This window comes from Flavobacterium cyanobacteriorum, assembly GCF_002251835.1.
Classification (GTDB): Bacteria; Bacteroidota; Bacteroidia; order Flavobacteriales; family Flavobacteriaceae; genus Flavobacterium; species Flavobacterium cyanobacteriorum.
The window spans coordinates 1-24741 of record NZ_NOXV01000237.1 but is presented as its reverse complement, the minus strand read 5'-3'; the positions used below and the strand labels follow the sequence as shown (position 1 = coordinate 24741).

General features: G+C 44.5%; 16 protein-coding genes. 4 read left to right on the top strand and 12 right to left on the bottom strand.

The window, feature by feature from the left end; all coding sequences use genetic code 11:
• Positions 1 to 66: 66 nt before the first annotated feature.
• The 9 genes from CHU92_RS06690 to CHU92_RS06650 all read right to left on the bottom strand — a co-directional run bounded on the left by CHU92_RS06690 (position 67) and on the right by CHU92_RS06650 (position 13359).
• Positions 67 to 969: a DUF6252 family protein gene (locus CHU92_RS06690; RefSeq protein ID WP_094413868.1), complete on the bottom strand. Its 903-nt coding sequence runs from the start codon at positions 967 to 969 to the stop codon at positions 67 to 69.
• 63 nt (positions 970 to 1032) lie between these two features.
• Positions 1033 to 1899 (bottom strand): DUF6252 family protein, encoded by an 867-nt coding sequence (locus CHU92_RS06685; protein ID WP_165764599.1) that lies wholly within the window; start codon positions 1897 to 1899, stop codon positions 1033 to 1035.
• A gap of 106 nt (positions 1900 to 2005) precedes the next feature.
• A complete protein-coding gene (locus tag CHU92_RS06680) occupies positions 2006 to 3301 on the bottom strand; it encodes an MFS transporter (RefSeq protein ID WP_094413864.1) in 1296 nt (431 codons plus the stop codon).
• Positions 3302 to 3651: 350 nt separating this feature from the next.
• Positions 3652 to 4467 carry a M48 family metallopeptidase gene (locus CHU92_RS06675; protein ID WP_094413862.1) on the bottom strand — a complete coding sequence of 272 codons (816 nt, stop codon included), beginning with the start codon at positions 4465 to 4467 and terminating at the stop codon, positions 3652 to 3654.
• A 30-nt stretch (positions 4468 to 4497) separates the two neighbouring features.
• Positions 4498 to 6897 carry a glycoside hydrolase family 31 protein gene (locus tag CHU92_RS06670; RefSeq protein ID WP_094413860.1) on the bottom strand — a complete coding sequence of 800 codons (2400 nt, stop codon included), beginning with the start codon at positions 6895 to 6897 and terminating at the stop codon, positions 4498 to 4500.
• A gap of 169 nt (positions 6898 to 7066) precedes the next feature.
• Positions 7067 to 8986, bottom strand: a complete 1920-nt coding sequence (gene glgB / locus CHU92_RS06665; protein ID WP_094413858.1) for a 1,4-alpha-glucan branching protein GlgB — start codon at positions 8984 to 8986, stop codon at positions 7067 to 7069.
• Complete coding sequence (locus CHU92_RS06660) at positions 8983 to 9642, bottom strand: hypothetical protein (RefSeq protein ID WP_129583022.1); 660 nt, start codon at positions 9640 to 9642, stop codon at positions 8983 to 8985. Before CHU92_RS06660 ends, glgB begins: the two co-directional genes overlap by 4 nt.
• 151 nt (positions 9643 to 9793) lie before the next feature.
• Positions 9794 to 11416: a maltokinase N-terminal cap-like domain-containing protein gene (locus tag CHU92_RS06655; protein ID WP_094413854.1), complete on the bottom strand. Its 1623-nt coding sequence runs from the start codon at positions 11414 to 11416 to the stop codon at positions 9794 to 9796.
• Positions 11417 to 11418: 2 nt separating this feature from the next.
• On the bottom strand, positions 11419 to 13359 hold the full coding sequence (locus CHU92_RS06650) for an alpha-1,4-glucan--maltose-1-phosphate maltosyltransferase (RefSeq protein WP_094413851.1): 1941 nt from the start codon (positions 13357 to 13359) through the stop codon (positions 11419 to 11421).
• 74 nt (positions 13360 to 13433) lie between these two features.
• Between CHU92_RS06650 and CHU92_RS06645 the strand changes: the two genes are divergently transcribed.
• The 4 genes from CHU92_RS06645 to CHU92_RS06630 all read left to right on the top strand — a co-directional run bounded on the left by CHU92_RS06645 (position 13434) and on the right by CHU92_RS06630 (position 16126).
• Complete coding sequence (locus CHU92_RS06645; protein ID WP_094413849.1) at positions 13434 to 14381, top strand: alpha/beta hydrolase; 948 nt, start codon at positions 13434 to 13436, stop codon at positions 14379 to 14381.
• The gene (msrB, locus tag CHU92_RS06640) at positions 14293 to 14793 is read left to right on the top strand and encodes a peptide-methionine (R)-S-oxide reductase MsrB (RefSeq protein WP_094413846.1); all 501 of its coding nucleotides are present in this window, start codon (positions 14293 to 14295) and stop codon (positions 14791 to 14793) included. The genes CHU92_RS06645 and msrB (CHU92_RS06640) overlap by 89 nt, the downstream gene beginning before the upstream one ends.
• Before the next feature lie 19 nt (positions 14794 to 14812).
• Complete coding sequence (gene msrB, locus CHU92_RS06635) at positions 14813 to 15217, top strand: peptide-methionine (R)-S-oxide reductase MsrB (protein WP_094413844.1); 405 nt, start codon at positions 14813 to 14815, stop codon at positions 15215 to 15217.
• Positions 15218 to 15478: 261 nt separating this feature from the next.
• Entirely contained in the window at positions 15479 to 16126 is a 648-nt protein-coding gene (locus CHU92_RS06630; RefSeq protein WP_094413842.1) for an endonuclease III domain-containing protein, read from the top strand.
• Positions 16127 to 16260: 134 nt separating this feature from the next.
• Here CHU92_RS06630 and CHU92_RS06625 read toward each other — a convergent pair whose 3' ends face one another.
• From CHU92_RS06625 to CHU92_RS06615, 3 genes are all read right to left on the bottom strand, one after another.
• Positions 16261 to 16584 (bottom strand): YkvA family protein, encoded by a 324-nt coding sequence (locus CHU92_RS06625; protein WP_094413871.1) that lies wholly within the window; start codon positions 16582 to 16584, stop codon positions 16261 to 16263.
• A 313-nt stretch (positions 16585 to 16897) separates the two neighbouring features.
• Positions 16898 to 23392 carry a choice-of-anchor D domain-containing protein gene (locus tag CHU92_RS06620; protein WP_094413840.1) on the bottom strand — a complete coding sequence of 2165 codons (6495 nt, stop codon included), beginning with the start codon at positions 23390 to 23392 and terminating at the stop codon, positions 16898 to 16900.
• 601 nt (positions 23393 to 23993) lie between these two features.
• Positions 23994 to 24668: a hypothetical protein gene (locus tag CHU92_RS06615; RefSeq protein WP_094413838.1), complete on the bottom strand. Its 675-nt coding sequence runs from the start codon at positions 24666 to 24668 to the stop codon at positions 23994 to 23996.
• Between the last annotated feature and the right edge of the window lie 73 nt (positions 24669 to 24741).

Genomic DNA, 24741 nt, shown 5'->3' with positions numbered 1-24741 from the left:
TGCAAGAAAAACGTAAAAAAACCGTCTCAAGTTGTGAGACGGCTTCTGATCATATTTTTTCCTATACTACGGTAATTCAGTATTAAAACTACCGTTAGTTACTGATACAGGCTGTCCGCTACCTGATGGGCCGATTGCACTAAAACTAAACGTACCTTTAATCCATCCATTAGTAATACTAATGATAGTCAGGCTTCCTGATACAGAAGTAAAATTGTCAATAGCGCCATCCGATACCTTACCAACTACACCTGTTAAAATATCATTGCCTATTGGGTAAGTTCCCGGTAATAAGTCCTCTGTTGGTATTATGACCTGCACATTACTCATGGGGCTTACAATAGTGCCGCCTATACTTACAGATTCAGTTGTAGATCCTACTACAATATTACTATAATTTTTAGCCGTACCATTAACTGTTGCCCTGAAATACTCTTCACCCGGATCTGGAATTGTCCCGGTATAAGGGATATTATTAAAAACCCCGTTTGTAAACTGTATGGAAGGACGATTTTCTGCCTGATTCCCCCAGTAACCGATAAAACTGAAAGTACCAGAAATAGTTTGATTAACCGTATTAATAGAAGTTATGGTTACAGTACCACTAGATTGGCCAGTAGTAGGATTATCGTTGTTATAAGTATATTCAGCAACACTCGAAGATTCATAGGATAAAAATGCTACATCACCACTATAAGTCCCCACTGTAGTAGACGGAATAGCAATCCCGACAGTTTCTCCATTATTCCCCCTTACTCCTGATATTACTATCAAGCCTTGTGAAATTACTGCAGAAGTACTTGTTGCTACAAAGGGCTGTCCATCCATATCTACAGTAAATGACTGATTACCAACAGGTGGAGGTGTTACATTTAAAAGGTCACTGTCAAGCGCCTCATTCTGGCATGAAGTTACCAGCAGCACGGCTATCAAGCTAAAAAGAGACGATAAAAACTTAATATTTTTCATGATATCTTATATAAAATCCAAATATAATTATTTACAGCTTACTAAAACTATTTTCCTGCATACTTATTCAAGCGGTACATTAAAGCTGCCTTCTGTTATGGATATTGTATTGGACGGATTTAACTGATTTACACCATTAAAACTGAATGTACCTTTAATCCAGCCATTTGCATTACTTATTACTGTTAAAGAGCCTGTATTTGCCGTATATAGTGTAGTACCTATATTAATTGACGCTGTTGGCACTCCAAATCCAAGGCTATATGTACCGGGTGTAATATTGGCATTTAAAACTAGCTGCAAAGACCTCATAGGGTCAATAGCATTACCGGATAGTGATAATATACCAAACTCTGACAACGATATAACATCAGGAAAATCAACCATCTGCTGGCCCACTTTGGCCCTGAAGTATTCCGTTTGTGGCCCCGGTCCGGGGCCTGGCCCAGGTCCCGTACCCGGCATCGTACCGGTATACGGAATATTCTGGAAAATACCATTGGTAAATGGTACCGCAGGAAGGTTCTGCTCAACATCAGCATAATGCCCTGTGAAACTGAATGTACCTGAAATGGTTTGTGCCTGTGTATTGATATTAGTGATAGTAACAATACCGTTAGTAGTGCCGTCAGAAATATTAGTATTAGAATAAAAAGCAGAGGCAGTTTCTGAAGGTACATACATTTGCACTGCTGTGTTATATGTACCTGTTGTGACGCCGCCTGCAATTGTTAAAACTATTGTTTCACCATTAGTGCCTCTTGCACCGGCTATCGTTACAAGAGTACCCTGAACTGTAGCTTCAGCGGCAGTGGCAACAAATGTTTCCCCTCCAAAATCAACTTTAAAAAGCGCGGGCCCCGTGGGCTGTACAGGCTGAATGTTCAGTAAATCACTGTCAAGTGGCTCATTCTGGCATGAAGTTACCACCAGCACGGCTATCAAGCTAAATAAAGCCGATAAAAAACTTAATATTTTTCATGGTATCTTGTTAAAGTAAATAAAAATCAAATATAGAAATATAAAATTTATGGTTTTATTTTATGTCCATTTTTTTTGGCACCCGCAAAAGCAGTACAATTCCAGTAAGGAAAAACACGGTGAGGAAGATAATAGAATACCGCATGCTGCCAAATACCTGGTCAATTGCCCCATAAAGCAGCATCCCAATAACAATACCTATTTTTTCTGTAACATCATAAAAGCTAAAGAACGAAGCAGTATCAGTTGTTTCAGGCAGGAATTTAGAGTAGGTTGACCTCGAAAGCGACTGTATCCCTCCCATTACGAGGCCAACAAAACCGGCTGTTACATAAAATTCTATCGGGGTATGTATAAAAAATGCCCAGATGCATATTGCTGCCCAGATACAGTTTACCCACACAAGTGTTGTAATATTACCATACCTGCCGGAAAGGCGTGACATCATTATGGCGCCGGCAACGGCTACCAGCTGTATAAGCAGGATGCTTATTATCAAGCCCGTGCGCTTTTCTCCCTCATCACCCCAGTTTATTTCTTTAGCCCCAAAATAAGTTGCGGCAAGCATTACCGTTTGTACCGCCATACTGTAAACAAAGAAACTGCCGAGATAGCGTTTCAGCCTAAGGTTTTGTTTTAATTGCCCCCAAACTTTACGCAGTTCCCTAAATCCGTTAAGCATCACATCGCCGGTTACCTTTTTGCCTTTATTACCTGTTGGCAAATAGTAATAGCTATATTGGCTAAAGAGTATCCACCAGGCCCCTACAGATACAAATGACCACTTCATTACCTCTATTTTGTTTTCGTCAGCAGCGGTCATCAATACCGCCAATACGCCTATAAGAAGCAAAACGCTGCCAATATATCCCAGCGAATATCCTCGGGCACTCACCGCATCCTGCTGTTCCGGGTAAGCAATATCCGGCAGGTAAGAATTATAAAAAACAAGGCTCCCCCAAAAACCTACTAACCCCATAAGGTAGCAGACAAGGCTCAGGTAAATGTTTTCAAGGCTAAACCAGTACAGCCCCACACATGACAGCGCCCCGATATAGCAAAATAGTTTAAGGAAGATTTTTTTGTTGCCCGCATAATCGGCAATACCTGAAAGCAATGGGGATATAAATGACACTATAAGAAATGCAAATGCCGTAGTAAAGCTGATAAGGGCAGTACCCTTAACCCCAGTTCCAAAAATAATCACGGTAGTGTTGCCTTCACTAAAAAGGGAATCAAAAAAAATCGGGAAAACAGCCGAAGCTATCACCAGGCTGTATACAGAGTTAGCCCAGTCATAAAAAGCCCAGGCATTGAGGAGTTTTTTACTCCCTTTTTCAGGTAGTGCCATATAGTATTGGTTTGGTATCCAAAACTAAGGTAATTTTTCCTAAAAAGCTACACTCACATATCCCCTGTTGCTGCGTGATGGTTAATCCGCATAAATATATCTTGGAGCAGTAGGCAGAGCGCACATTTGCTGTGGCATGGACACGCTGTCCACTATATCTCCGCGCCGCAAAAGCAGGCGCCGCGGAGGATGCCGCTCCCATCGTGGCTATCAGCATAAGGCAGTGCATACCGGGCTACATTTACAGTGCTGCCTGTAAGGCCAGCAGAGCCAACTGTAAGAGTAGCGGCTATAAATGAAGTTGCCCGTAGTCGGTACGGGCAGGTTTTCTAAATTATTTTAAAACACTATTAAAATTTTACGCCAAATTTGGCAGCCTGCGCCTTGGCATTGGGTATTTTGCTTCTTATGTTAGCTATGCGCGTACTGCCTGAAGGGTGTGTACTCAAAAATTCCGGAGGGGCGCCACCACCGGAACTGGCCTCCATGCGTTGCCAGAATTCAATAGCTTTTTCAGGGTTATATCCTGCAATAGCCATAAGGGTAAGCCCTATTTCGTCAGCTTCATTCTCATGCTTACGGCTGAACGGCAGCATGCCCAGCACCTGTGAGCCGCCCGCATACGCCTGCATAAAGAGTTGCTGTGTGGTTTCGCTTTTGCCGGATGTCGCCACTCCCACACCTACCGCGCCAAGCTGCTGCAGCTGGGACGCGCTCATACGCTGCGCACCGTGGTTTACCAGTGCATGCGCCACCTCGTGGCCCATCACCGTAGCAAGCCCCGCTTCATCTTTAGCAATAGGCATAATCCCTGTGTATACCACTATTTTCCCACCGGGCATGCACCATGCATTGACAGCCGGGTCCTGCACCAGGTTATATTCCCATTGATAATCTTTTAAATAGCCCTGGTAGCCATTGGCATTCAGGTATTTTTCGGCAGCCGATTTTATTTTTTGGCCTACCGTTACCACCCTCTGTGCTTCAGGAGTACCTTTAACCACTTTGTTTTCCTTTAAAAACTGGTCATACTGCTGGAAAGCAGCAGGAAAAATCTGGTCATTTGATACAAAATTAAGGTCCTTATTACCTGTAAAGGGATTGGTACTGCAGCCAAAAGCTACAATCGCTAGCAATGTACCCGAGGCAATAATGCTTTTTTTCATGATGGATTTATTAGTTGCAACTCAAATTTACTAAATTCCCTTAATATGCAATTCTGAAAAATCTTTGTTCACCGTTAAAGTATTGTGAATATTGAATTTTAATTCTTCAAGCGAAACTTCCTCATTATCAACCTCAACAGCCGTTACCTTAAAAGGAAGGCCTATCAGGTTTATCTTAAAGTAGTTATAAGGCGTTATGAATTTGCCTTCCTTATGCTGGTGCAGTACAAGTTCTTTTCCTTTACCTGCCGTAGTAAATGTACGCAGGCTATACCTCCCTTTGGTGTAATCATAACCGTCCTGGGCATCTTCAAAGACTTTTGATTCTTCTTTCCCTTCTTTGTAATATACATCCAGTGTAAGCTCATCAAATTCAAGCTCACCCACATACTGCTGCACCGGATATTTAGGTATTACGGCCCCGGCTTTTACAAAAAGCGGAATCTGGTCAAACGCCACATCAATCCAGCTTTCCCTGCCGCCCTGCACTATTTCGTTATTCCAGTAATTGTACCATGAGCCCCGTGGCACATACATGCGCCTGCCCACCGCATTTGGCTCCAGTATAGGGCATACAAGGATATGGTTACCGAATATAAACTCATCCGTGCGGTAATGGGTCTGCGGGTCTTCCTGGTCAAAATAGACTAAAGGTTTGAGCATGGGTATGCTTTCATCAATATACTGCCAGAACATTGTGTACAGGTAAGGCAATAACTGGTACCTCAGTTCAATAAATTTACGCGTTACATTAATTACCTCATCATCAAACGCCCAGGGTTCCTGCTCGCCGTGGTGCCCTGAGGAATGGGTGCGGCAAAACGGGTGAAAAACCCCAAGTTGTATCCACCGTGCATACAGTTCGCCTGTCGGCTGCTCGGCAAAACCGCCAATATCGCTGCCCGTAAAGCCCATGCCGCTGAGGCTCATGCGCTGTACCTGCACGTTGGCAATCCACAGGTGTTCCCATGTGGCCACGTTGTCACCCGTCCAGGATGATGTATAGCGCTGCGCGCCCGAATAAGCCGAACGGGTAATAATAAAAGGCCTTTTAGGATACGAGAAACGTTTTACCCCTTCGTATGTGGCACGCGCCATCTGTGTGCCGTATATATTGTGAGCTTTCCTGTGGCTGCAGGGGTGGCCGTCATAATCATGCCTTACATCAAGCGGGAAGGTTTTGGTAGGCACTTCCATAACAGCGGGCTCGTTCATGTCGTTCCAGACGCCTTTTACGCCTATATCGCCAACAAGCTCCTTAAAAAGCCCTGCCCACCACTCCCGCACTGCGGGGTTGGTATAATCCGGGAAATTACATTCTCCCGGCCATACCTTGCCTTTCATGTAAGGCCCGTCGGCACGCTTACAGAAGTAATCATTGGCTATCCCTTCATTATAAACCCAATAATCCTTATCTATCTTTATCCCCGGGTCAATTATCACAATGGTCTTAAAGCCGTCTTCAGCAAGTTCGGCCACCATACGTTTCGGGTCAGGAAAGAAGTTTTTGTTCCATGTAAAGCACCGGAAACCTTCCATGTAGTCAATATCAAGGTATATAGCATCGCAGGGTATGCGCAGCTCCCTGAATCTGGATGTGATCTCCTTTACCTTGCTTTCGGGGTAGTAGCTCCATTTACACTGGTGGTAACCGAGCGCCCATAAAGGCGGAAGCTCAGGCTTGCCGGTAAGGTCGGTATAAGCTGCAACAACATCGTGCATGGAAGGGCCATAGAAAAAATAGTAGTTCATTTCGCCGCCGTCAGCCCAAAAGCTGGACACGTTGCGGCGCTCATGGCAAAAATCAAAAAAGCTGCGGAAAGTATTATCAAAAAATATCCCGTAAGCATCTTTGCCATTAAGCCCTATATAAAAAGGAACGGCCTTATAAAGCGGCTCCTGGTCCTTATGGTAAGCATACTGGTCAGTAGCCCAGTTTTCAAGCCGCTTACCCTTAAGGTTAAGGTGGGTGGCCTTATCCCCCAGCCCGTAAAAATTTTCACCGTCTTTTGAAACCTTGCTCATTTTAACGATGTTGCCGCCATACTCATATATTTCTTCCCAGTGGAAACCCAGTTCATCTTCAAGCACAGCATTGCCCTTGAGGTCAAATATGGCAGTACGGAGGTCGGCCTTGCTGACATGGCAGTCGAGCTTGCTGGTTTTCACATGGTAAAAATCGGGCTCCTCCACTACCTCAAAATGGTTGTAACCACGCGAATGGTTCTCATCAATTGCATAGGAGAAATCGGGGCTGAAATACCCTTTTGTGGTGTAGCGGAACCGCAACAGGCTGTCGCGCACTATGGTTATCTTCAGTATTACATCGTTGTCGGTATAGAAAAAAGCGCTGTCTACTTCTTTCTTAAAATCTATAATTCGTGAAGGATATAAATTGCCTTTGTATTCTAATTCGGTATTTATAATCATGGTTTCAGTATAAATGCAAAAGCTTCAAAGTTATAAAGTTAGTTTAATGTAGGCTTCTTTAATTTTTACGCAAACGTTGAAGTGTTAATAAGTAGCAAGGCAGGGTTAGCTGTAAAGCGCCGGTTTCCCGTGCGGGAAATTATTTAATAGTAGTTTCCGGAATAAACATTTACTTATCCTGAACCTCATTTTTAACCTCAAAAACTACAACCCCAAGTGGCGGTAAAGTTAGTGATGCCGAATATTCCCTGCCGTTCCAGGCTATATTTTCTGTCTTTATCCTTTTGTTAGATACACCGCTGCCGCCAAAAGCTGTATCATCACTGTTGAAGATCTCTTTCAGCTTTCCGGCAGATGGAAGGCCTATGCGATAGTTTTCCCTAATAACAGGCGTCATATTGCATACTACAATAAGCCTGTTTTCAGGGCTGTTCCCTTTACGGATATAAGACAATACAGAATTTTCATGATCGCCATAGTTTATCCATTCAAAGCCTTCGGCTGTAAATTGTTTTTCATATAATGCCGGCTGTTTGCGGTAAAGCTTGTTAAGTGCCTGTATGGTGTTCTTTATGCCTTTGTGGTAATCATATTCCAGCAGGTGCCAGTCAAGGCTCTGCTCAAAGTTCCACTCGCCGCTTTGCCCGAACTCACCACCCATAAAAAGCAATTTAGCCCCCGGATGCGTAAACATAAAACTATAAAGCAGGCGCAGGTTGGCAAAACGCTGCCACTCGTCCCCCGGCATGCGTCCTAAAATAGAGTGCTTGCCATACACTACCTCGTCATGCGAAAGCGGCAGCATGAAGTTTTCGGTAAATGCATACGTCATACTAAAGGTAATGTCGTTCTGGTGGTGCCTGCGGTATATAGGTTCTTTTTTAAAATATTCCAGCGTATCGTGCATCCATCCCATCATCCATTTCATCCCGAAGCCCAGCCCGCCAATATATGTGGGGCGCGACACCATAGGGAAAGACGTGCTTTCTTCGGCAATGGTCTGTACCCCTTCAAAGTTTTTATAAACCTCTTCGTTAAGTTCTTTAAGGAAACTGATGGTTTCCAGGTTTTCCCTGCCGCCGTAGATGTTAGGTTCCCATTCACCTTCTTTCCTTGAATAGTCAAGGTAAAGCATGGAGGCCACGGCATCAACCCTAAGCCCGTCTATATGGTATTTATCAAGCCAGAAAACGGCATTGCTGATGAGGAAGGAGCGTACCTCGTTACGTCCATAATTAAATATCAGGCTCTTCCAGTCAGGGTGGTATCCTTTCCGTATATCCGGGTGTTCATAAAGGTGGGTACCATCAAAAAAGCCTAACCCATGCGCATCACTGGGAAAATGGGAAGGAACCCAGTCCAGTATTACCCCAATACCTGCCTGGTGCAGCTTATCTACCAGCACCATAAAATCCTCGGGCTTGCCAAAACGTGAGGTCGGGGCAAAATAACCCGTAAGCTGGTAACCCCATGACGGATCATACGGATACTCCATAACCGGCATAAATTCCACATGCGTAAAATTCATTTCCTTTACATAGGCTACCAGTTCGTCGGCCAGCTCAATGTAGGTAAGCATGCGGTTGCCCTCTGCCCTGCGCCAGGAACCCAGGTGGACTTCATATACCGAAAAAGGCCCGTCAAGCCTGTTCTTTTCACTGCGGCTGCCCATCCAGCGGGTATCTTTCCATTTATGCTGCATGTTCCACACTACCGAAGCAGTATGGGGCGGCTTTTCGCAATAAAAGGCAAAGGGGTCTGCCTTTTCGGTTTTAATATCGTTGTGATGGGAGTGTATCTTGTATTTATACTTTGTGCCTTTATCAACCCCCGGTATAAAACCCTCCCATATGCCCGAACCGTCCCAGCGCACGAAAAGCGGGTGTTCGCCCTCAAGCCAATAGTTAAAATCACCTATAACTGATACAGCTTTGGCCGACGGCGCCCATACAGCAAAATAAACGCCTTTAATACCATCGACCTCTGTAAGGTGTGCGCCAAGCTTTTCATACAGTCGGTAGTGCTTACCGGCTTTAAACAGGTTAATATCAAATTCAGAAAAAAGTGAATAAGGTTGTGTTTTGTTCATTGTGTTACTTTTTCTAAAGAATTAATTATTGGCTCAATGCCATTGTATTCATCAACATAAATTTTCAAATCGGAATCCATCCACTCCAGTACATTATAAATTTCAGCTTTGATATCTATAGCGGAAGCAAAATCTATTAAATTCCCATTGAAACAAATAGGTTCATTATGATATATCCTATTTCTAAATTCCCTTATCCTATTTAATCTTTGAGAAATAATACTTCTGTTTACGTGTGATGGCTTATTAGTGAAAGAATGCATAACAGAACCTCCTATCAATTTATAATGGTGAACATCAAATAAGCTGGTCCAAAATCCAAATGATTGCTCAGCAATTATTTTACCTGATGTTAATTTTACTTTTTTTCTCGATAAAGAGGTCTCAGCCATGATAACACATCTCTTCATAAAGAATTTAGAAGGTTTTAGGGTAGGAGAACTCATGAAACCATCTTTTTCACTAATTATCCAATCATAATTATCAAAATAATCAGAAACACAATAATTAAAAGAATTACGTATAAAAATTTCAAATAAGTTTAAAATAGGGTAAAATGATTTAGAAACTTCGAGATTTATTTTATATAGTTCCTTAGCTTTTATCTCAGAATTTTCACAAGCAATCAGAAAACGATTTAATCGCGGCTCCGACACGAAGTACTGTAATTTTTTATAGTCCAATAGATATATATTAAAATTATTATTATCTTTGTATTGTAATGCTTGATAAAGCCTCTTTCTAAGAAACGTAATCAAGTTAAAGATTTCAGCCTCTGCAATGCAGGGGCTTTTTTTATACTATAATCTAATATCCCATAATACTTGCAATACCCCGTAAAGGTATTACTGCCCAGCGTGGGCGCGAGTTGAGTTCATAGCCCAGCTCATAAACCGCTTTTTCGAGGATACAGTACTTTAGCAGGAAGGCAATTTCTTTGTTATAGCCAATATTAAGGTTGCCCTCCTGTGCTTTTTCTATATAGGTATCAAGGAACACGCCTACCATGTAATTGAAAAGCAGTTCCCCGGCTTTAAACAGTTCTTCCTGTGCAAAAGGATATTTGTCTTTATTGTTGAATATTGTAGCATATATAGCGTAGTGGAATGAGCGGAACAGCCCAGCCACATCCTTAAGCGGCGGCTGCTTAACCTTCCTGTCGCGGATGGTGCTTTCCGGCTCACCCTCAAAATCAAGAATGTAAAAATCATCGCCGTTAACCAGCACCTGCCCCAGATGATAATCGCCATGTATGCGTATGCGCTCGCTTTTCAGCTGGGTCCAGTCAAAATCAAGGAAATGCTTCCGTATCTCTTTTTTATGGTCCAGGAACTGGTGCGCCAGCTCCAGCGCCAGCCCGTCAAGTTTATGCAGGTTGTTCTCAATAGTGTTCAGCCTGTTCTGGAACTGGTAAATAAGCCTGTTCTTGAGCCATACTGTATAATCCCCGTTATAGGTGGTGGGCGTAAATGAAGTATCGGTAGTATCTCCACCCAGTGCAATATGCATTTCCGCTGTGCGCTGTGCCAGCGTCCGTACCCTCAGGAAAAGCGTAAGCCCTGCCCAGTCAATTATTTCTGGGGGAATGTTATTTATTTTTACTGTTTTAAAAAGCTCAAATTCCGGCAGCCTGTCAATCCTTATTTTTTTGGCCTCAAGATTACTGAAAACACCATCCACCGCATCAAGCATGTACTTCCAGGCATCGCCCTGGTTGGGCACAAGCTCCTGCATCAGCGCAAGTGTTATGTTGTCTTCGGCCATTTCCACATTAATACTCCCTTTGTAGGCAGGCGTGTGCTTAAACTTCATCCTCTCGGTAAGGAAACGGCTTATTTCATAATCAGGGTTGGTGCTTACATAAATCCGCCTGAAAAACTTGAGTACCAGGTTATCGTTATAGATTATGGACGTATTGCTCTGCTCAATACCCATAAAGCGTGAGGACCGGTACTCGGTGTTCTTGAGCGATTTCCCCCTGTGGAATTTCACGTTAAAAGCGTCGCTTTTAGTGCCTCCAACAATATTTTCAAATACTAAGCGCCGGAAATCTTCCTGGTGCAGTGCATCAACCAGGTAGCCTTCCAGCCCGTTGAGGGTCACCGGGGCAATAAGCGTTTTTGTGTCCAGCTCGTCTTCGGCCATAAAGGCAACCGGCATAAAATAATGCTGCAGGAAAGCCTCTTTATAATTTACTTCAATAAGCACACCATAATAGGTGTTTTTTTCACTGGCTATTTTAAAATAATCCACCACCTCAATATATTTGAGGGTGCTGGCCTTGCCACCGTACCACCGCTTTTTTATGATGTAATTTTCCAGTATGTCCGATGAAAAAACCTTGATGAATTCCTCGTCTTCAAAAGCCGACTGCCAGTCAGCCCTGAAGACAAAAGGCGCATTAAATGTATCTTGTATTGAAGTTGCCATAATTACTTCTGTATTTTAAATAAATGGAAAGGCAGTGCCGGGTGCAGCTCCACATAGTTCCACTCTTTGTCCCAGTGATAGCTGTTACCGGTTATAAGGTCGGTCACTATAATCGTTTGCCCGGCATGGATACCCATTGACTGCAGCGGAAGTTTTACCCATCCCTGTTTTGAATAGTGAGCATCGAGGCTCACAATCATCAGGGTTTCATTTTCTTTACTGTCATTGTGCTTGTAGTAGGCTATCAGCTGGTCATTATCGGTATCGCAAAACTCAATATTGTTAGTTTGCTGCAATGAGGGCTGCTCACGGCGAATACGGTTTACCCTGCTTATCAGCGTAGTTATCTTGTTCTCCTTTTTCCAGTCCCAGTGGCGCACCTCGTATTTTTCAGAATCCAGGTATTCTTCTTTGCCGGGTATGGCATCGCTCACCATATATTCAAATACAGGCCCGTAGATACCTACATTGGAACTTAGCGTTGCTGCCAGGAAATACTTTTGCAGGTGCGTGGCCTCGTTGGCGCCCTGCAGCGGGTAAGGGTTTATATCAGGCGTATTGGGCCAGAAATTCGGGCGGAAAAACTCTTTCTGCTCTGTCCGCGTCAGTTCGTTCATGTACTCCGTAAGCTCGGCCTTGGTATTGCGCCAGGTAAAATAGGTGTATGACTGGGTAAAACCCTGCTTGGCCAGCTGGTGCATTATTTTGGGCCGTGTAAAGGCTTCCGAAAGGAACAGTACATCAGGATATTTCTTTTTTACCTCGCCAATAAGCCATCCCCAAAAATAAAAAGGCTTTGTATGCGGGTTATCTACCCTGAAAACCCGAATGCCGCATTCCTCTACCCAAAAAAGGGCAATACCCAAAAGCTCCTTCCAGAGGTTTTTCCAGTCGCCGCTTTCAAAATATATAGGCAATATGTCCTGGTACTTTTTAGGCGGGTTTTCAGCATACTGCACTGTCCCGTCAGGGCGCCACCTGAACCACTGCGGAAACTCCTTAACATAGGGATGATCGGGTGCGGCCTGCAAGGCAAAGTCCATGGCTATTTCAATATCAAGCGCTTTAGCGGCATTAACCAGTGATTTAAAATCATCCAGTGTACCCAGCTCAGGATGGATGCTTTTATGCCCGCCATACTGTGAGCCTATGCCCCAGGGTGAGCCTACATCGCCCGGCTGTGCTGTGGTGGCGTTGTTCTTCCCTTTGCGGTTCACTTCGCCTATAGGGTGTACAGGAGGGAAATAAAGTGTATCAAATCCCATGGCTGCTACCCGGGGCAACAGCTTTTCACAGTCTTTAAAGGTGCCGTGCTTTCCTTCTTCTGCGGAAGCGGAACGGGGAAAAAACTCGTACCAGGTACTGAAAAGCGCTTTTTGCCTGTCCACATACACCCTCAGTTCGGCACTTTGGCTGGCAAGGAACCGGGAGGGATATTTCTTAAAAATAGACTTTAGTTTATCGGAAACGGCTTCCCTTACTGCTTCATCATAATCTTTTTCGTTATTGAACAGGCTGATAAGCCTTTTCAGGTATTCCTGTTCAGCCTTTGCTGCTTTATCCAGTATGGCTTTGATATATTCTGCACCTTCCAGGAGTTCCGATATCACCTTCTGGTTATCCAGGATTTTCCTGTTTGTACCATACTGCCAGTTGAGCGCGTAATCTATCCAGGCCTCAATGCAATAGTAATAAACTCCCTGTTTCGTTACCGTGAAGCGGCCTTCCCAGCTGTCATTCTGTGCAGGCGCCATCCGCACCTCAGCCCATTTTTTTTCTTTTTCATGGCGGAATTTTACGACCGCTTCCATAACATCATGCCCGTCAGACAGTATATCGGCAGTAACTGTCACGGCCTGGCCGGTTACCCTTTTTATGTAATTTTCGCCACCATTAAGCTGCGGCATTATATTTTCAATGTGAACTCTGCGTTGGTCGTGCATTTTAAGTTAATTTTATGTCTTCTAAAATATATAAAAAGTAGTTATTTTTTATCTTGTGGGAAAGTTTTAGCAAAATGTCAGAAAAGAGTACAAAACACCGCCAGTCATTGAAAATTCCGAAACCAATTCTCGTTACTGCTAAAATTTTAGAAGTAACATCCCCTAAACTTGCGGCGAAGTTTGCCATGAAGATATTTACAACCCCCCTTAAATTCCGTGTTCCTAAAAGGGAAGAAGAAATGGAAATGAAAAGCAGGCAGGAAATGGTGAAGATAGATGCGCTGAATAAAACAATATGCGTATATCATTATGGCGATGGCTCCAAAAAAGCCCTGCTGGTACACGGCTGGAGCGGCAGGGGTACACAACTGCACAGTATTGCTGAAAAGCTGCTGAAAAAAGGGTACAGCACCATAAGCTTCGATGCCCCTGCACACGGAAAATCGGGTGGGAAAACCAGCGACATGACCGAATTTATACAATGCATCCTTGCACTGGAAATGCGGTATGGGCCCTTTGAATTTGCCATAGGGCATTCGCTGGGGGCAATGGCCCTACTCAACTCCATAAAACGAGGGTTAACAGTAAAAAAAGCAGTTACTATTGGCAGTGGCGATGTCATAAAAGACATTATGAACGACTTTAGTAAACAATTAGGTATGAATTTTGCTACAGGAGAGCTGATGATAAAGCTGTTCGAGAAAAAGTTCAGGGAAACCATTAACACTTATTCAGCGTATGTAGCAGCGCAGCAGGTTGATAACCCGGTACTTGTAGTGCATGATGAAAATGACGACGATGTCCCTGTTGCCGCCGCGTACCACATCTGTGAACACCTGGCGCATGGGCAGCTGCTCATTACTAAAGGCTTAGGCCACCGGAAGATACTTGGCGACAGCAAAGTGATAAAAACAATACTGGAATTTTTACAACATGAAGAACATACTAATACTCCTGATGATGGTGTCAGTAACAGCCTGCGCCCAGGAAAAGAAAAAAACGGGACAGCCGGCCACGGCTGAAGCCGCAGGCAAAACAGCGGCAATGCCTAAAACTGAAGCCGAATGGAAAAAGAAGCTTACCCCGGAGCAATATGCCGTTTTGCGGGAAAAAGCTACTGAGCGCCCTTTTACCGGCGAATATTATAAACATTTTGAAAAAGGGGTCTATGTGTGCGCGGCCTGTGGCAACCCGCTGTTTCGGTCGGATGCCAAATTCGATTCTGAATGCGGGTGGCCATCGTTTGACCAGGCTATAAAAGGTTCCGTAAAGTATGAGCACGACACGAGCTATGGCATGGACCGTACGGAAGTGATGTGCTCCCGTTGCGGCGGCCACCTGGGGCATGTTTTTGATGACGGCCCCAAAGAAACTACCGGCAACCGTTTCTGTACCAACTCTGTATCTATAAAGTTTGTACCGGCTGAAAAATAAAAATTATCAATACCATAAAATGAAAGACTATCCCATACAAAAAACAGAGGCCGAGTGGAAAGCGCTTTTAGGCCCGGAACGCTACAAGATATTACGGCAGAAAGGCACGGAATTCCCACACAGCGGGAAATACAACCTGAGCTTTGATAAAGGCACCTACTGCTGCGGGGCCTGTGGGGAGCCCCTGTTTACCAGTGAGGCCAAGTTCATGTCCAGTTGTGGCTGGCCTTCTTTTGATGAGTCCATTCCGGGTAAAGTGGAATATGTGAAGGATACTTCTTTTGGCATGGTACGGACAGAAATCCTCTGCGCCCACTGCGGCAGCCATCTGGGCCATGTGTTTGATGACGGCCCCACGCAAACAGGGCAAAGATATTGTGTCAATTCCCTGTCAATAGATTTAAAAGAAGCATCGGCTGATTAAAATCCGGGGCGGCAAGGGGTGCCTTGGGAGCCTTTACAGGGCTGCACCGCCCTCTGCTGCCAGCCCCGATCGGAGCGGCATCCTCCCCGACGCCCGCTTTTGCGGCGGGGAGATATAGCGGAGAGCGGGACCGGCGATACTAAAAATGCCCTATGCCGGCTGCTCCCCACCAACAGCGCCCTCACTATCTGCCTGAATGCCAAAAAATTATACCCTGGGAGGCTTTTTTAGTTACGGTAATAATGCCTAAATTTTAATACTATGGAATTGTTTAAGGAAGACAGGGACTGGGCAGCGGCGATGCAGCCACTTATAGACAGGTATAAAGGTAAAAAGCACCCGCTGGACTATCAGAATATTTACCAGCTGCTGGTGATGGTGGTACTTTCCGCACAGGACAGCGATGCCAATATCAATAAACTGGCGCCTGCTTTCTTCGCTAAATATCCTGACATGAAGGCGCTTTCTAAAGCCAATACGGCGGAACTCAGTGAAGCGCTGGCAAAAGTGCGGTTTAATGCCAATAAAATAGCGTGGCTGCAGGAAATTGCGACAGTACTCAAGGAAGATAGCAATATCCCCACGTCCATGAAAGAGCTCACTGCCCTTAAGGGCATAGGGCGAAAATCTGCCAATGTCATCCTACGGGAAGCCGGCGCCGCACCCGAAGGCATAATGGCAGACCTCCATGTTGTGCGTGTAGCGCCCCGTATAGGGATTGCCAAAGGTAAGAATGCCGATACAATTGAAAAAGAACTTATGGCTGCCCTCCCAAAAGGCCTGTGGGGCGAAATAGGCATGGCCATGTCGCACCTGGGCCGCGAAATCTGCCGCCCTTCACAGCCAAAACACAGTATCTGCCCTGTAAATGCAGTGTGCGGGTACTGCAATGAAAAACAAACCGGCTGAAGTATGGCCTGTATTTTTTCGGGGCGTTGCGCCACCCCTGCCCAAGCCAGCGGCGCCGGGCTATCCGCTGCAAGTCCGCATTCCGCAAAGCTGCATTTGCGGGCTTTCCGCTTCTATCCCTAACGCGCTAAAAATTACGTTAGCCACCGGACTATCATGGCACCAAGAATAAACAGCAGCAGTATCACGATTATCCCCAGTATAACAACAGCCCATTTCAGGGCTTTCAAAACAGAACGCAAAGTAAGTTGCGTTGTACCGGTAAAATGCTCCAGCAGATTAAGAAGCGCCGCCGTTACTACAAAAAAATCGTCAATCCAGCCCACTATAGGTACATCGGGTATAATATCAACAGGGCTGATGGCATAGAGGGCGCTGAGAACACTGATAATCAAAGCCCTTGTTTTCTCTTTTTTCTCCTGCGCAGGCTCCCGCGGTGTTTTTTGCACTTCCGGCATATCCAATAGGTTAATACCATAAAGGTACATTTTTTTGGTGTTACCTGCCAAAAAAAGGAAGGTGGCGGCCCTCGCGCATGATTCCTTCAGGCAGCCGCCACAACGCTTTTGGTAAGGTTCGGAGCTGCTGCCCGCTATATCTCCCCTGCTGCCAATAAGCGCGTGGCGGGGAGGATGCCACTCCCGCCAGGGCCGGCCTAAAAAACAGTAATTCCCGGCGGCGGGGTACTGCCGTTATCCCAGGAACCCAGGAATATAAAAAAGAAAGGCCGCCCTTCAGGGACAGCCTTTTCTTATTTAACCAATTATAAAATTAAAACATGATCTTCCTGCTTATGGTGCCGTGCTGTATAGTGGTTACCTGTACTATGAGTACCTGCTGCTCAGCTGAAATATTTTCAATTACAGTTTCCGTAGCATTTATGCCTGATTTTGTATACAGCATCCTGCCCCTGAGGTCAAATACCGTAACCGAAGCAATATCCATTGTACCGGCATTTACGGCAATAGCGCCGCCCTGTTTGTAGACAGCTACCGCATCAGGCGTGAGTGCCGGGTTATCCGTACCAAGCGTACTGTTAAACACAATTTCGAACCTGTTGGCAAAAGTTCCCTGGCCTGTAGTGAACGGGTAGCTGCCTTCTTTCAGGTTCACCGTAGTACCGGTGGCGTTATCCCTAAGGAAAATATCCTGCCCTCCGGCAAACAGCCCGTCAAAATGATCCAGCGAAATAGTGTAGTTGCCCGCGGCTGAAGACTTGAACAGCAACGGTACCACATCGCTTGCCGTAAAAGGCAGGGAACGGCCCTGTATGATGTATTCTGTATTGTCTATAGCCGTAGCAAGTACCGTAGGGTTATCGTTTATATAGCGTGAATCAATACCGCTATCCACGCCATTGGTCGCGCCCTCTATGTAACCCACATACATTTGCGAGAAGAAACCGCTGCTGTTGGTAAGGTTCAGCCACATACCGTGCTTTTCAAGCTGGCTGCTGCTCATCCTGAAGAACTGGTTCGATGTATTGTTGGAACGTATGGCGTTGGTAAAGTTTACAGTAGTACCTACATTGGCATCGAGCAGTTTCACTATGAAGCCCTGGCCTGTGCGAAGCACCCCGTTGGGGTCTTCCTGTTCGGGTTCGCCGTTCCCTGTATAGACACCCACGCTGTTATACGTCACGTAAGAGGTATTGGTACTGGCATTTTTCTTACGCCATATCCATACAGTGCCTTCAATAACTGAATTATTAGCCACAAGGAAGGAAGTAATATTTATTGGTGACGGATAAGGGTTGCCGATAAGATTAAAACCCTGCCCGGCATCGGTTAGTGCCACGGATATAGTGCCGTTGTTTGGCACACCGGTAAACGACCCGTTAAAGGTCATGGTTGTACTACCTTGCTGGTAATCGGCCCCGGTGGTAGTGAATGTACCCGTAGGAACACCATTGAGCAGCGCGCCATTGGGCATACGGATGAGGTAGCCCCTGCCCGGCTCAAAACTGTTGGTAGCCGGCGCTATCTCATTGTACAGGTCAGTGGACGTATTATAGGTATAAAAACGGTTGGTAAGCGTAGCCGGTGAAAATGCCAGCAGGTTCTGCCCTGAAACCGGGGCTGACCAAAACGTATAATCCTGGCGGAAAAGCGGCGAGCTGTTTCTTTTAGCAACCAGGCTTCCTTCATTGGCCACGTTGTTTACCTGTAACAGGTTGGCATTATTAGCAATGGTAAAGTTTGCTGCCGGGCCATTATTTGTAAACTTATTAGTCACTGTTATGTTAGTAGCAGGCGGCAGGGCAACGGTAGGCCCGTTGGCAAGGGTGAGGTTATTGCTTATCACAAGGCCGTTTTCCAGGGTTTTAGCGCCACCCACGCTTAGCAGCACATTCCCGTGGGCTACTGATGCCCGCACTACTTGTTCCCCGTTACGGTTATAGTTTATGGTGCTGAGCGCTTCAAGCACCACTGCCGGGTTGTTGGTATTGCGTACTGCTGCGTTGGCCGTGCCTAAAAGCCCGTCAGCATTGGCCACATTGAACTGGCCCCCGTTCTTCACCGTAAAGGTACTGCCGCTTTGAAGCGTAACCCCGTCGGTTTCGGAAGCAAGGCCTACATTAGCGCCGCTTACCGTCACATTCCCATAAGTAGGCGTGGTGCGTATGGTTGTAGCGCCGCTGCCTGCAAACTCCACGGTAGAACCCGCTGCCAGGGTAGGGTTGGCAATATCAGGCTTTACCCCTGCCCCGCCAACAATAAAAGTACCGTTGGCCGCCACATTTATAGGGGTGGTTCCTGTTCCAAAAACAAACGGCGAGGTCGCCAGCGTAGTGTTGCTGTTTACCGTAACCGTACCACTTATAGAAGCTATATCGGCTGATGTTGATTTAACACCCGAGCCGGAAATGGTGAGGTTAGCATACGGAAGTGCCGTAACTGCCTGGTCACCCGTACGGTTATAGTTGATGGTACTTCCTGATTCCAGTACTATAGCCGGATTGTTAGTGTTGCGTACTGCCGTGTTGGATGCGCCGGAAAGCCCGTTGGTATTGCGCACATTAAAGGTAGCGCCTGATTTTACGGTAAAGGTAGTGCCGCTTTGCAGCGAAACGCCCGCGTTATCTGTCGATAGGCTCACATTGGTGCCCGATATTGTGATGTTACCGTATGTTGGCGCTGTACGTATAAGGGTTCCCGAAGTTCCCGTAAATTCAATTCTTGAAGTGGGATCTAATGTAAAGCTTCCGGATATATCAGGCTTGGTCGATGCCCCAGAATTGATGAAGAGCGAATTCTGCTCCATAACCAGGTTTGTAGCACTGCCTCCGAACGTATAGTTGGCCACATTAAGTGTGGCACCGTTTCTGATGGTTACCGTGCCGGAAATATCAGGTGTGGAGGTGGTTGTTCTCTTTTCGCCTGTCCCTGATATTACCAGGTTAGCGTAATTTATAGCGGATGTTACATCCTGATTACCCGCGCGGCCATACTCTACGGTAGAAGCGCTGCCCAGGGTTAAGCTTATACCGCTTGACATTGTGGCATTGGTACTACGAAGCCCGTCCGCGTCACGGGTTATAAATGTACCGTTAATTACCGCGGCTGGGCTGCCCCCCCCGCTCGTAATCCTGTTCTCTCCCGGGCTTGTGAATGTAGCATTTTCGGCTACTGTAAGCGTGCCGCTTAAAGTGAAACCATCACCTGTATTGGTGTTATCTACGGAATTGTTGTTGAAAGTGTACGACCCTCCCGCATTGACATTTACATTAGCCACACCAAGATTAGCCGTACGGTTTGACGTTACCGCGGCATTGAATGTTAATGTACCCGGATTACCTAAACCGCTTGTAGGGTAAGGGGTAGTCGTAGCGGCATTGAAAACATAATTGGCGCCGGCTGTATAGGTTGTATTAGCAGTTGTAGTTTGTATAGAACCCTGCAAGCCATTGGTATTCGATGTACGAAGCGTACCGCCTGAATTAACTGCAAAACTACCGTTACTGCCCATAGTAAAAGTAGAAACATCTAAAATACCGCCATCAAGTACGGTAAAACTATTTCCAGAGGTTGAAAGGGGAAAATTTTGCGTTAAGCGCACCGTTGCGCCACTGGCAATTTCAAAATCAACATCACTACCTATACCCCCTACAATAACCGGATTTTTTTCTATAGTGCCTGCAAAGGTTATTTTAGAATCAGGATCTGATGAACTAAGTGTACCCCCATTTTTAATGAGGTTTCTAAAGACCTGAAGATTAGAAATAGCACTAGAAGAATTTTGATTAACATTTAGTGTACCTCCATTAATGATTACGTCACCTTGTACATTAATTACAGGATTACCACTTGTTGTTGCTGTGGCACTTAATTGCCCTGCATCTACTACTGCGTTTCCGCCTATGGTTACATTGGATGAAGCATTAGTAAAAGCAACATTGTTTCCACCGGATAAGTTGACCCTAAAATTATTTTCTGCAAGGTTAACAGTTTGGGAACCCTGAACCATTACAAATAAACTTCCGGGCGAACCGGTTATTTCTATATTTCCAAAGTAGTAACCCGAGCTGTTTAGACTAATGAGAGAAGATGTCTGAATGAGACGGTTTGCGTTGGAAGCTGCCGTATAATCCCAATTTTTAATTTCCAGAATAGAACCTGACTTGAAATTTTCATTACCACTCCAAATAGCGCTTGAACTGTTAGTATTTGGATTATCTATTACAAACCTACCACCCGATTCTACTACTAAATTAGGAGAGGCAGACGCAATAAAAGTTATACCTGCTGTCCCTCCTGCTGTAAATGTCCCTCCGTTTTCAACATTTAGCTGCCCAATCGTACCCCCATTGGTTACGGTGAAGCTGCCGCCATTTTCAATTCTTAATTTGGTTCCTCCCCCTCCTGATGCTGCAAATATGGCATTTGACGAAACAACGTGCCGTATAATTATAATATCTTGCGTATTTGCATTTGGAGCAGATGAACTTTGCCATGAGCCACCGGTAAAACGCTGCCATGTTGCCGTACCTGTCCCAAGCCAAGTACCGCCGGTCAGGGTTCTGAAGGTACCATTTGCCACATTACTGATTGAAAAAGCACTTGATGTTACTGTATTACTTGCTGCCAGGCCTGTTGTAGCCGCAGTGATAGTAATGTTAGACTGCTCCGCATTGAATGTAACGTTGCTGATAGAAACACTCCCTGAATTAATTGTATATGATGCACTTGCAGTCATTCCTGTACCACTGGTAGTAAGGGTAAGTGTTGTTGTATAATCAAGGTCAACATTATTATTGATATCAACTGTTTCTACAGTAAAAGCGGAAAGGGCCACATCAACAGAACTTCCTGCGGGCTGCGTACCAAAACGAAGCCTGTCAGCAGTTACTTCAATACGGTTGCTGTCGCCCGTGGTTGAGGTGGATGCCCCACCTGCATTTGTGGCTGCAAAAGCAGAGCCTGACGTTCCGGCTGTAGCCGATGATACCGTAAACTGCAACTGCTGGTTGTCCGTTACCGAAGTAGTAAAGGTGGCACGGAGTGTAAGTGTTTTGGTTCCCCCGTCAGTTGTAGCTGTAGAAAAACTACTAAATGCAGCGCTTGTAGCTCCGGCAACTTCAGCCAGTTCCGTAGTGCCGTCATAAAGGGCCAGGCGGCGTATATTACCACCATTAGCAACCGAAAATGTTAGTGCCGTAAGCGTAGTCCCAAATGTATCACTGTCTGTAGTACCGCCACCATCGCGCATTACGAAACTACCCACCACTACAGAGTTGGCCGTAGTAATATCGGTAGCCTGAAAAGAAGCGTAGGCTATGTTAGAAGGCTCGGTAAATGTAGCATCCCTTATAATATCCGAAGCAGCGCTTGCCGTACCCGTACCGGTTAAATTGATGATATATGGATTTTCGTTGGAATCATTGTTGGCAATGCTCAGCTGTGCTGATTTACTACCCAAAGAAGTTGGTGCAAAAGTCACTGTAAATGTAGTAGTCCCCGACGCGGCTACCGTGGCTGAAGTTGCCGATTCATTCACTGAAAATTCAGAAACATTGGTACCGGATATGGCCACTTTAGGCGTACCACTCAGGCTTAACGGAGCGACTCCCGTATTGGATATAGTAAATGTAATTGCCGATGAACTTGTTGAAACAACCTGGCTTCCAAAAGCATAAGTGCCGGCTGTAGCTATTGCGGTAGCGCCCTGTGTAATATCAATTTCGGGCTGGGCGGTGGTAACAGAGCCTGATAAAGAAACGGTCTTGTCTGTAGCTCCATTACTAGATATAGTTATAGTTTCACTATTATAACTTCCTACGGCAAGGCCTGCCTTTAGCCTCACAAAAATTGTGGTGGCATTCACAGTACCGCCTGTTGGCGTAAGTGACACGGCAGCGCCATAACCGCTCCCGGCATTTGTGGATATTTCATAGTTTGTTGGAGCAGCAAGGTTGATTGAACCCGTTAAGTTAGAACCTTCTACTGTAAAAGACTGCTCAACCGACGGCCCGCTACCAGATACATACGTAAACCCTGACAAGCTGGCGACACTCGTGTTGATTGTTGGTGTGGACGATGAAACAGTCCAATTAATTGTAACATCATCTATAGCTAAACCATGATCGGTACCTGAATGATCTGGATCTTCCCACTTTAACATTATATAATCATTATTAGCTAATGATAAACCTGATATAGAAATATTAGAAGCTGTAACTTTATTAGCTGTAGCATTTCCATCCAAAGAACCGGCCGTGCCTGAATTAACAGGGCTGCTTAAGGTTAAGCCTGTTACTTGTGTCCATCCTGTATTAGTGTTTGGGGTTAAATTACTAATAGGTGAGCTACTTATTTGATACCAAAATGTTACTGGCTGAGCAGCAACAGTACCTCCAGCGTTTCTCCATTGCTCTAAAGTATAAGTGACTTTAATATCAGTTATCGTTGTTCCAGATGTATTTCTTAAAAGTACGCCATGAGCAAAACTTCCTGCCGCTGCATTACCGGAACCTAAACTACCTAAAGCCCTCTCATTAGTTGTTCCTGTACCATAACTATACAAATTACCTCCGTTACTTGATCCATTGTCAGCTGCATAAGTTGTACCTGTACCTGTACGCTGCGTATACCAACCAGAAATAGTTGAATTATTTGTAAATGTGTTACTTGTACCAGATGTTGCCAGGGTACTGAATTGCTGAGTATTTGACCCTGTAGTAGTCATATTGATTTGCCCCCACATACTTATCCCGGTGAGCAGGACAGCCATTAGTAAAAATTTTTGTAATTGTAATCTTTGTATCATGGTAATGTGTGTTAAATACCTTTCGCTATTTTAGCCAAAGGAAGGCAAAATTAAATTATTTTATCTTTCAGTAGTAGTTAAAAGCACAAGTATTTTTCAAATATATATTATCTTATTGTTAACAAAATCAGCCCAGTAACACGCAACCTCCCCCAAACTAACGCCCAAAGTACAGGGTAGCCGGTAACGCCACAGGTTATAAACCCTACAGCGGCGCCGGTGAAATAAAAAACCCTTCCCCACAAAAAACAGGGGAAGGGAAACCGGTAAACCACACCTTACTATAATTTAACCCGGTTTTTTGCCGGTCATTTGAGGGGGAACCTATGCCTGTATACGTATAAAACTACAGGGTGGTTTTAGGAAAATTTTCTTTTAAAAAAAAAAAAATGAAATGCCACGTACGGCGATACGTCATAATGTACTACATCCTATAGCTGCCCAACGCGCCAGTGCCGGGCCATATTGCCTCCAGTCCATTTCATTGACCCTGAGCAGGTGGCATCAAACGGTAATACTTAACACTCCTGTTTCTCAGCCAAACCAATGAGCTGAATTTTGGGGAGTGTTATAAAATATTAAGTAAGTGAAGCTACAATTTTTATTTCAAATTATTAAATTTTACAGGAACTCTGTTCTTTGATTTTAAAATACCAGTAAATACTTTGTACTTATTTTCTTCAATCATTCTTTTATCAGTCCTGCTTATTTTGTTTTTGATGTTTATGGTATCACTATTAATAAATAATTCTGCATAGTATTTTTTATTTTCATCCAGTTTCACAAAGTATTTGTTTTCTTCTGTCAATGTACCGAATGGTAAAACTAAAAACCATTCAAAATAAAGGGTTTCATTTGGGTGTATCGTAAAATTTGTAAAACTATTTTTCTGCAATACATTATAGCCTAAAAGTTCTGTATATTGCATTTCAGGTGTATTTTCTAAAAATTGCCGGCTACGTACATATGCAGGATTATTATCTTTATCGTAAAACCTTATAAATGCTTTGTTTAATTGCACATAATTATCCTTTCCTTCTTTTTGATTAATGTCCGTTATATTAAAGTAATATGTAGTATTGGTAGTATTGGTTAATTTATAAGTTATAATTGTTTTAGACCCAACAGGAGGGGGCTTAGTACCAAATGTATAATCTTTATAATTATCGGCTAAAAAATAGTTAACTTCTTTTGTTATGATTTCAAGTTCTAAATCAGCCTTATTTTTACAGCCTGAAACCACTACAATAATAATAATTAAAATAAATTTTCTCATTATGGATAGAATGTAGTAACAAGGATGATTATTGAAGTGGTTTAAACTTTTATTTTATTAAATTTCTTTAGTG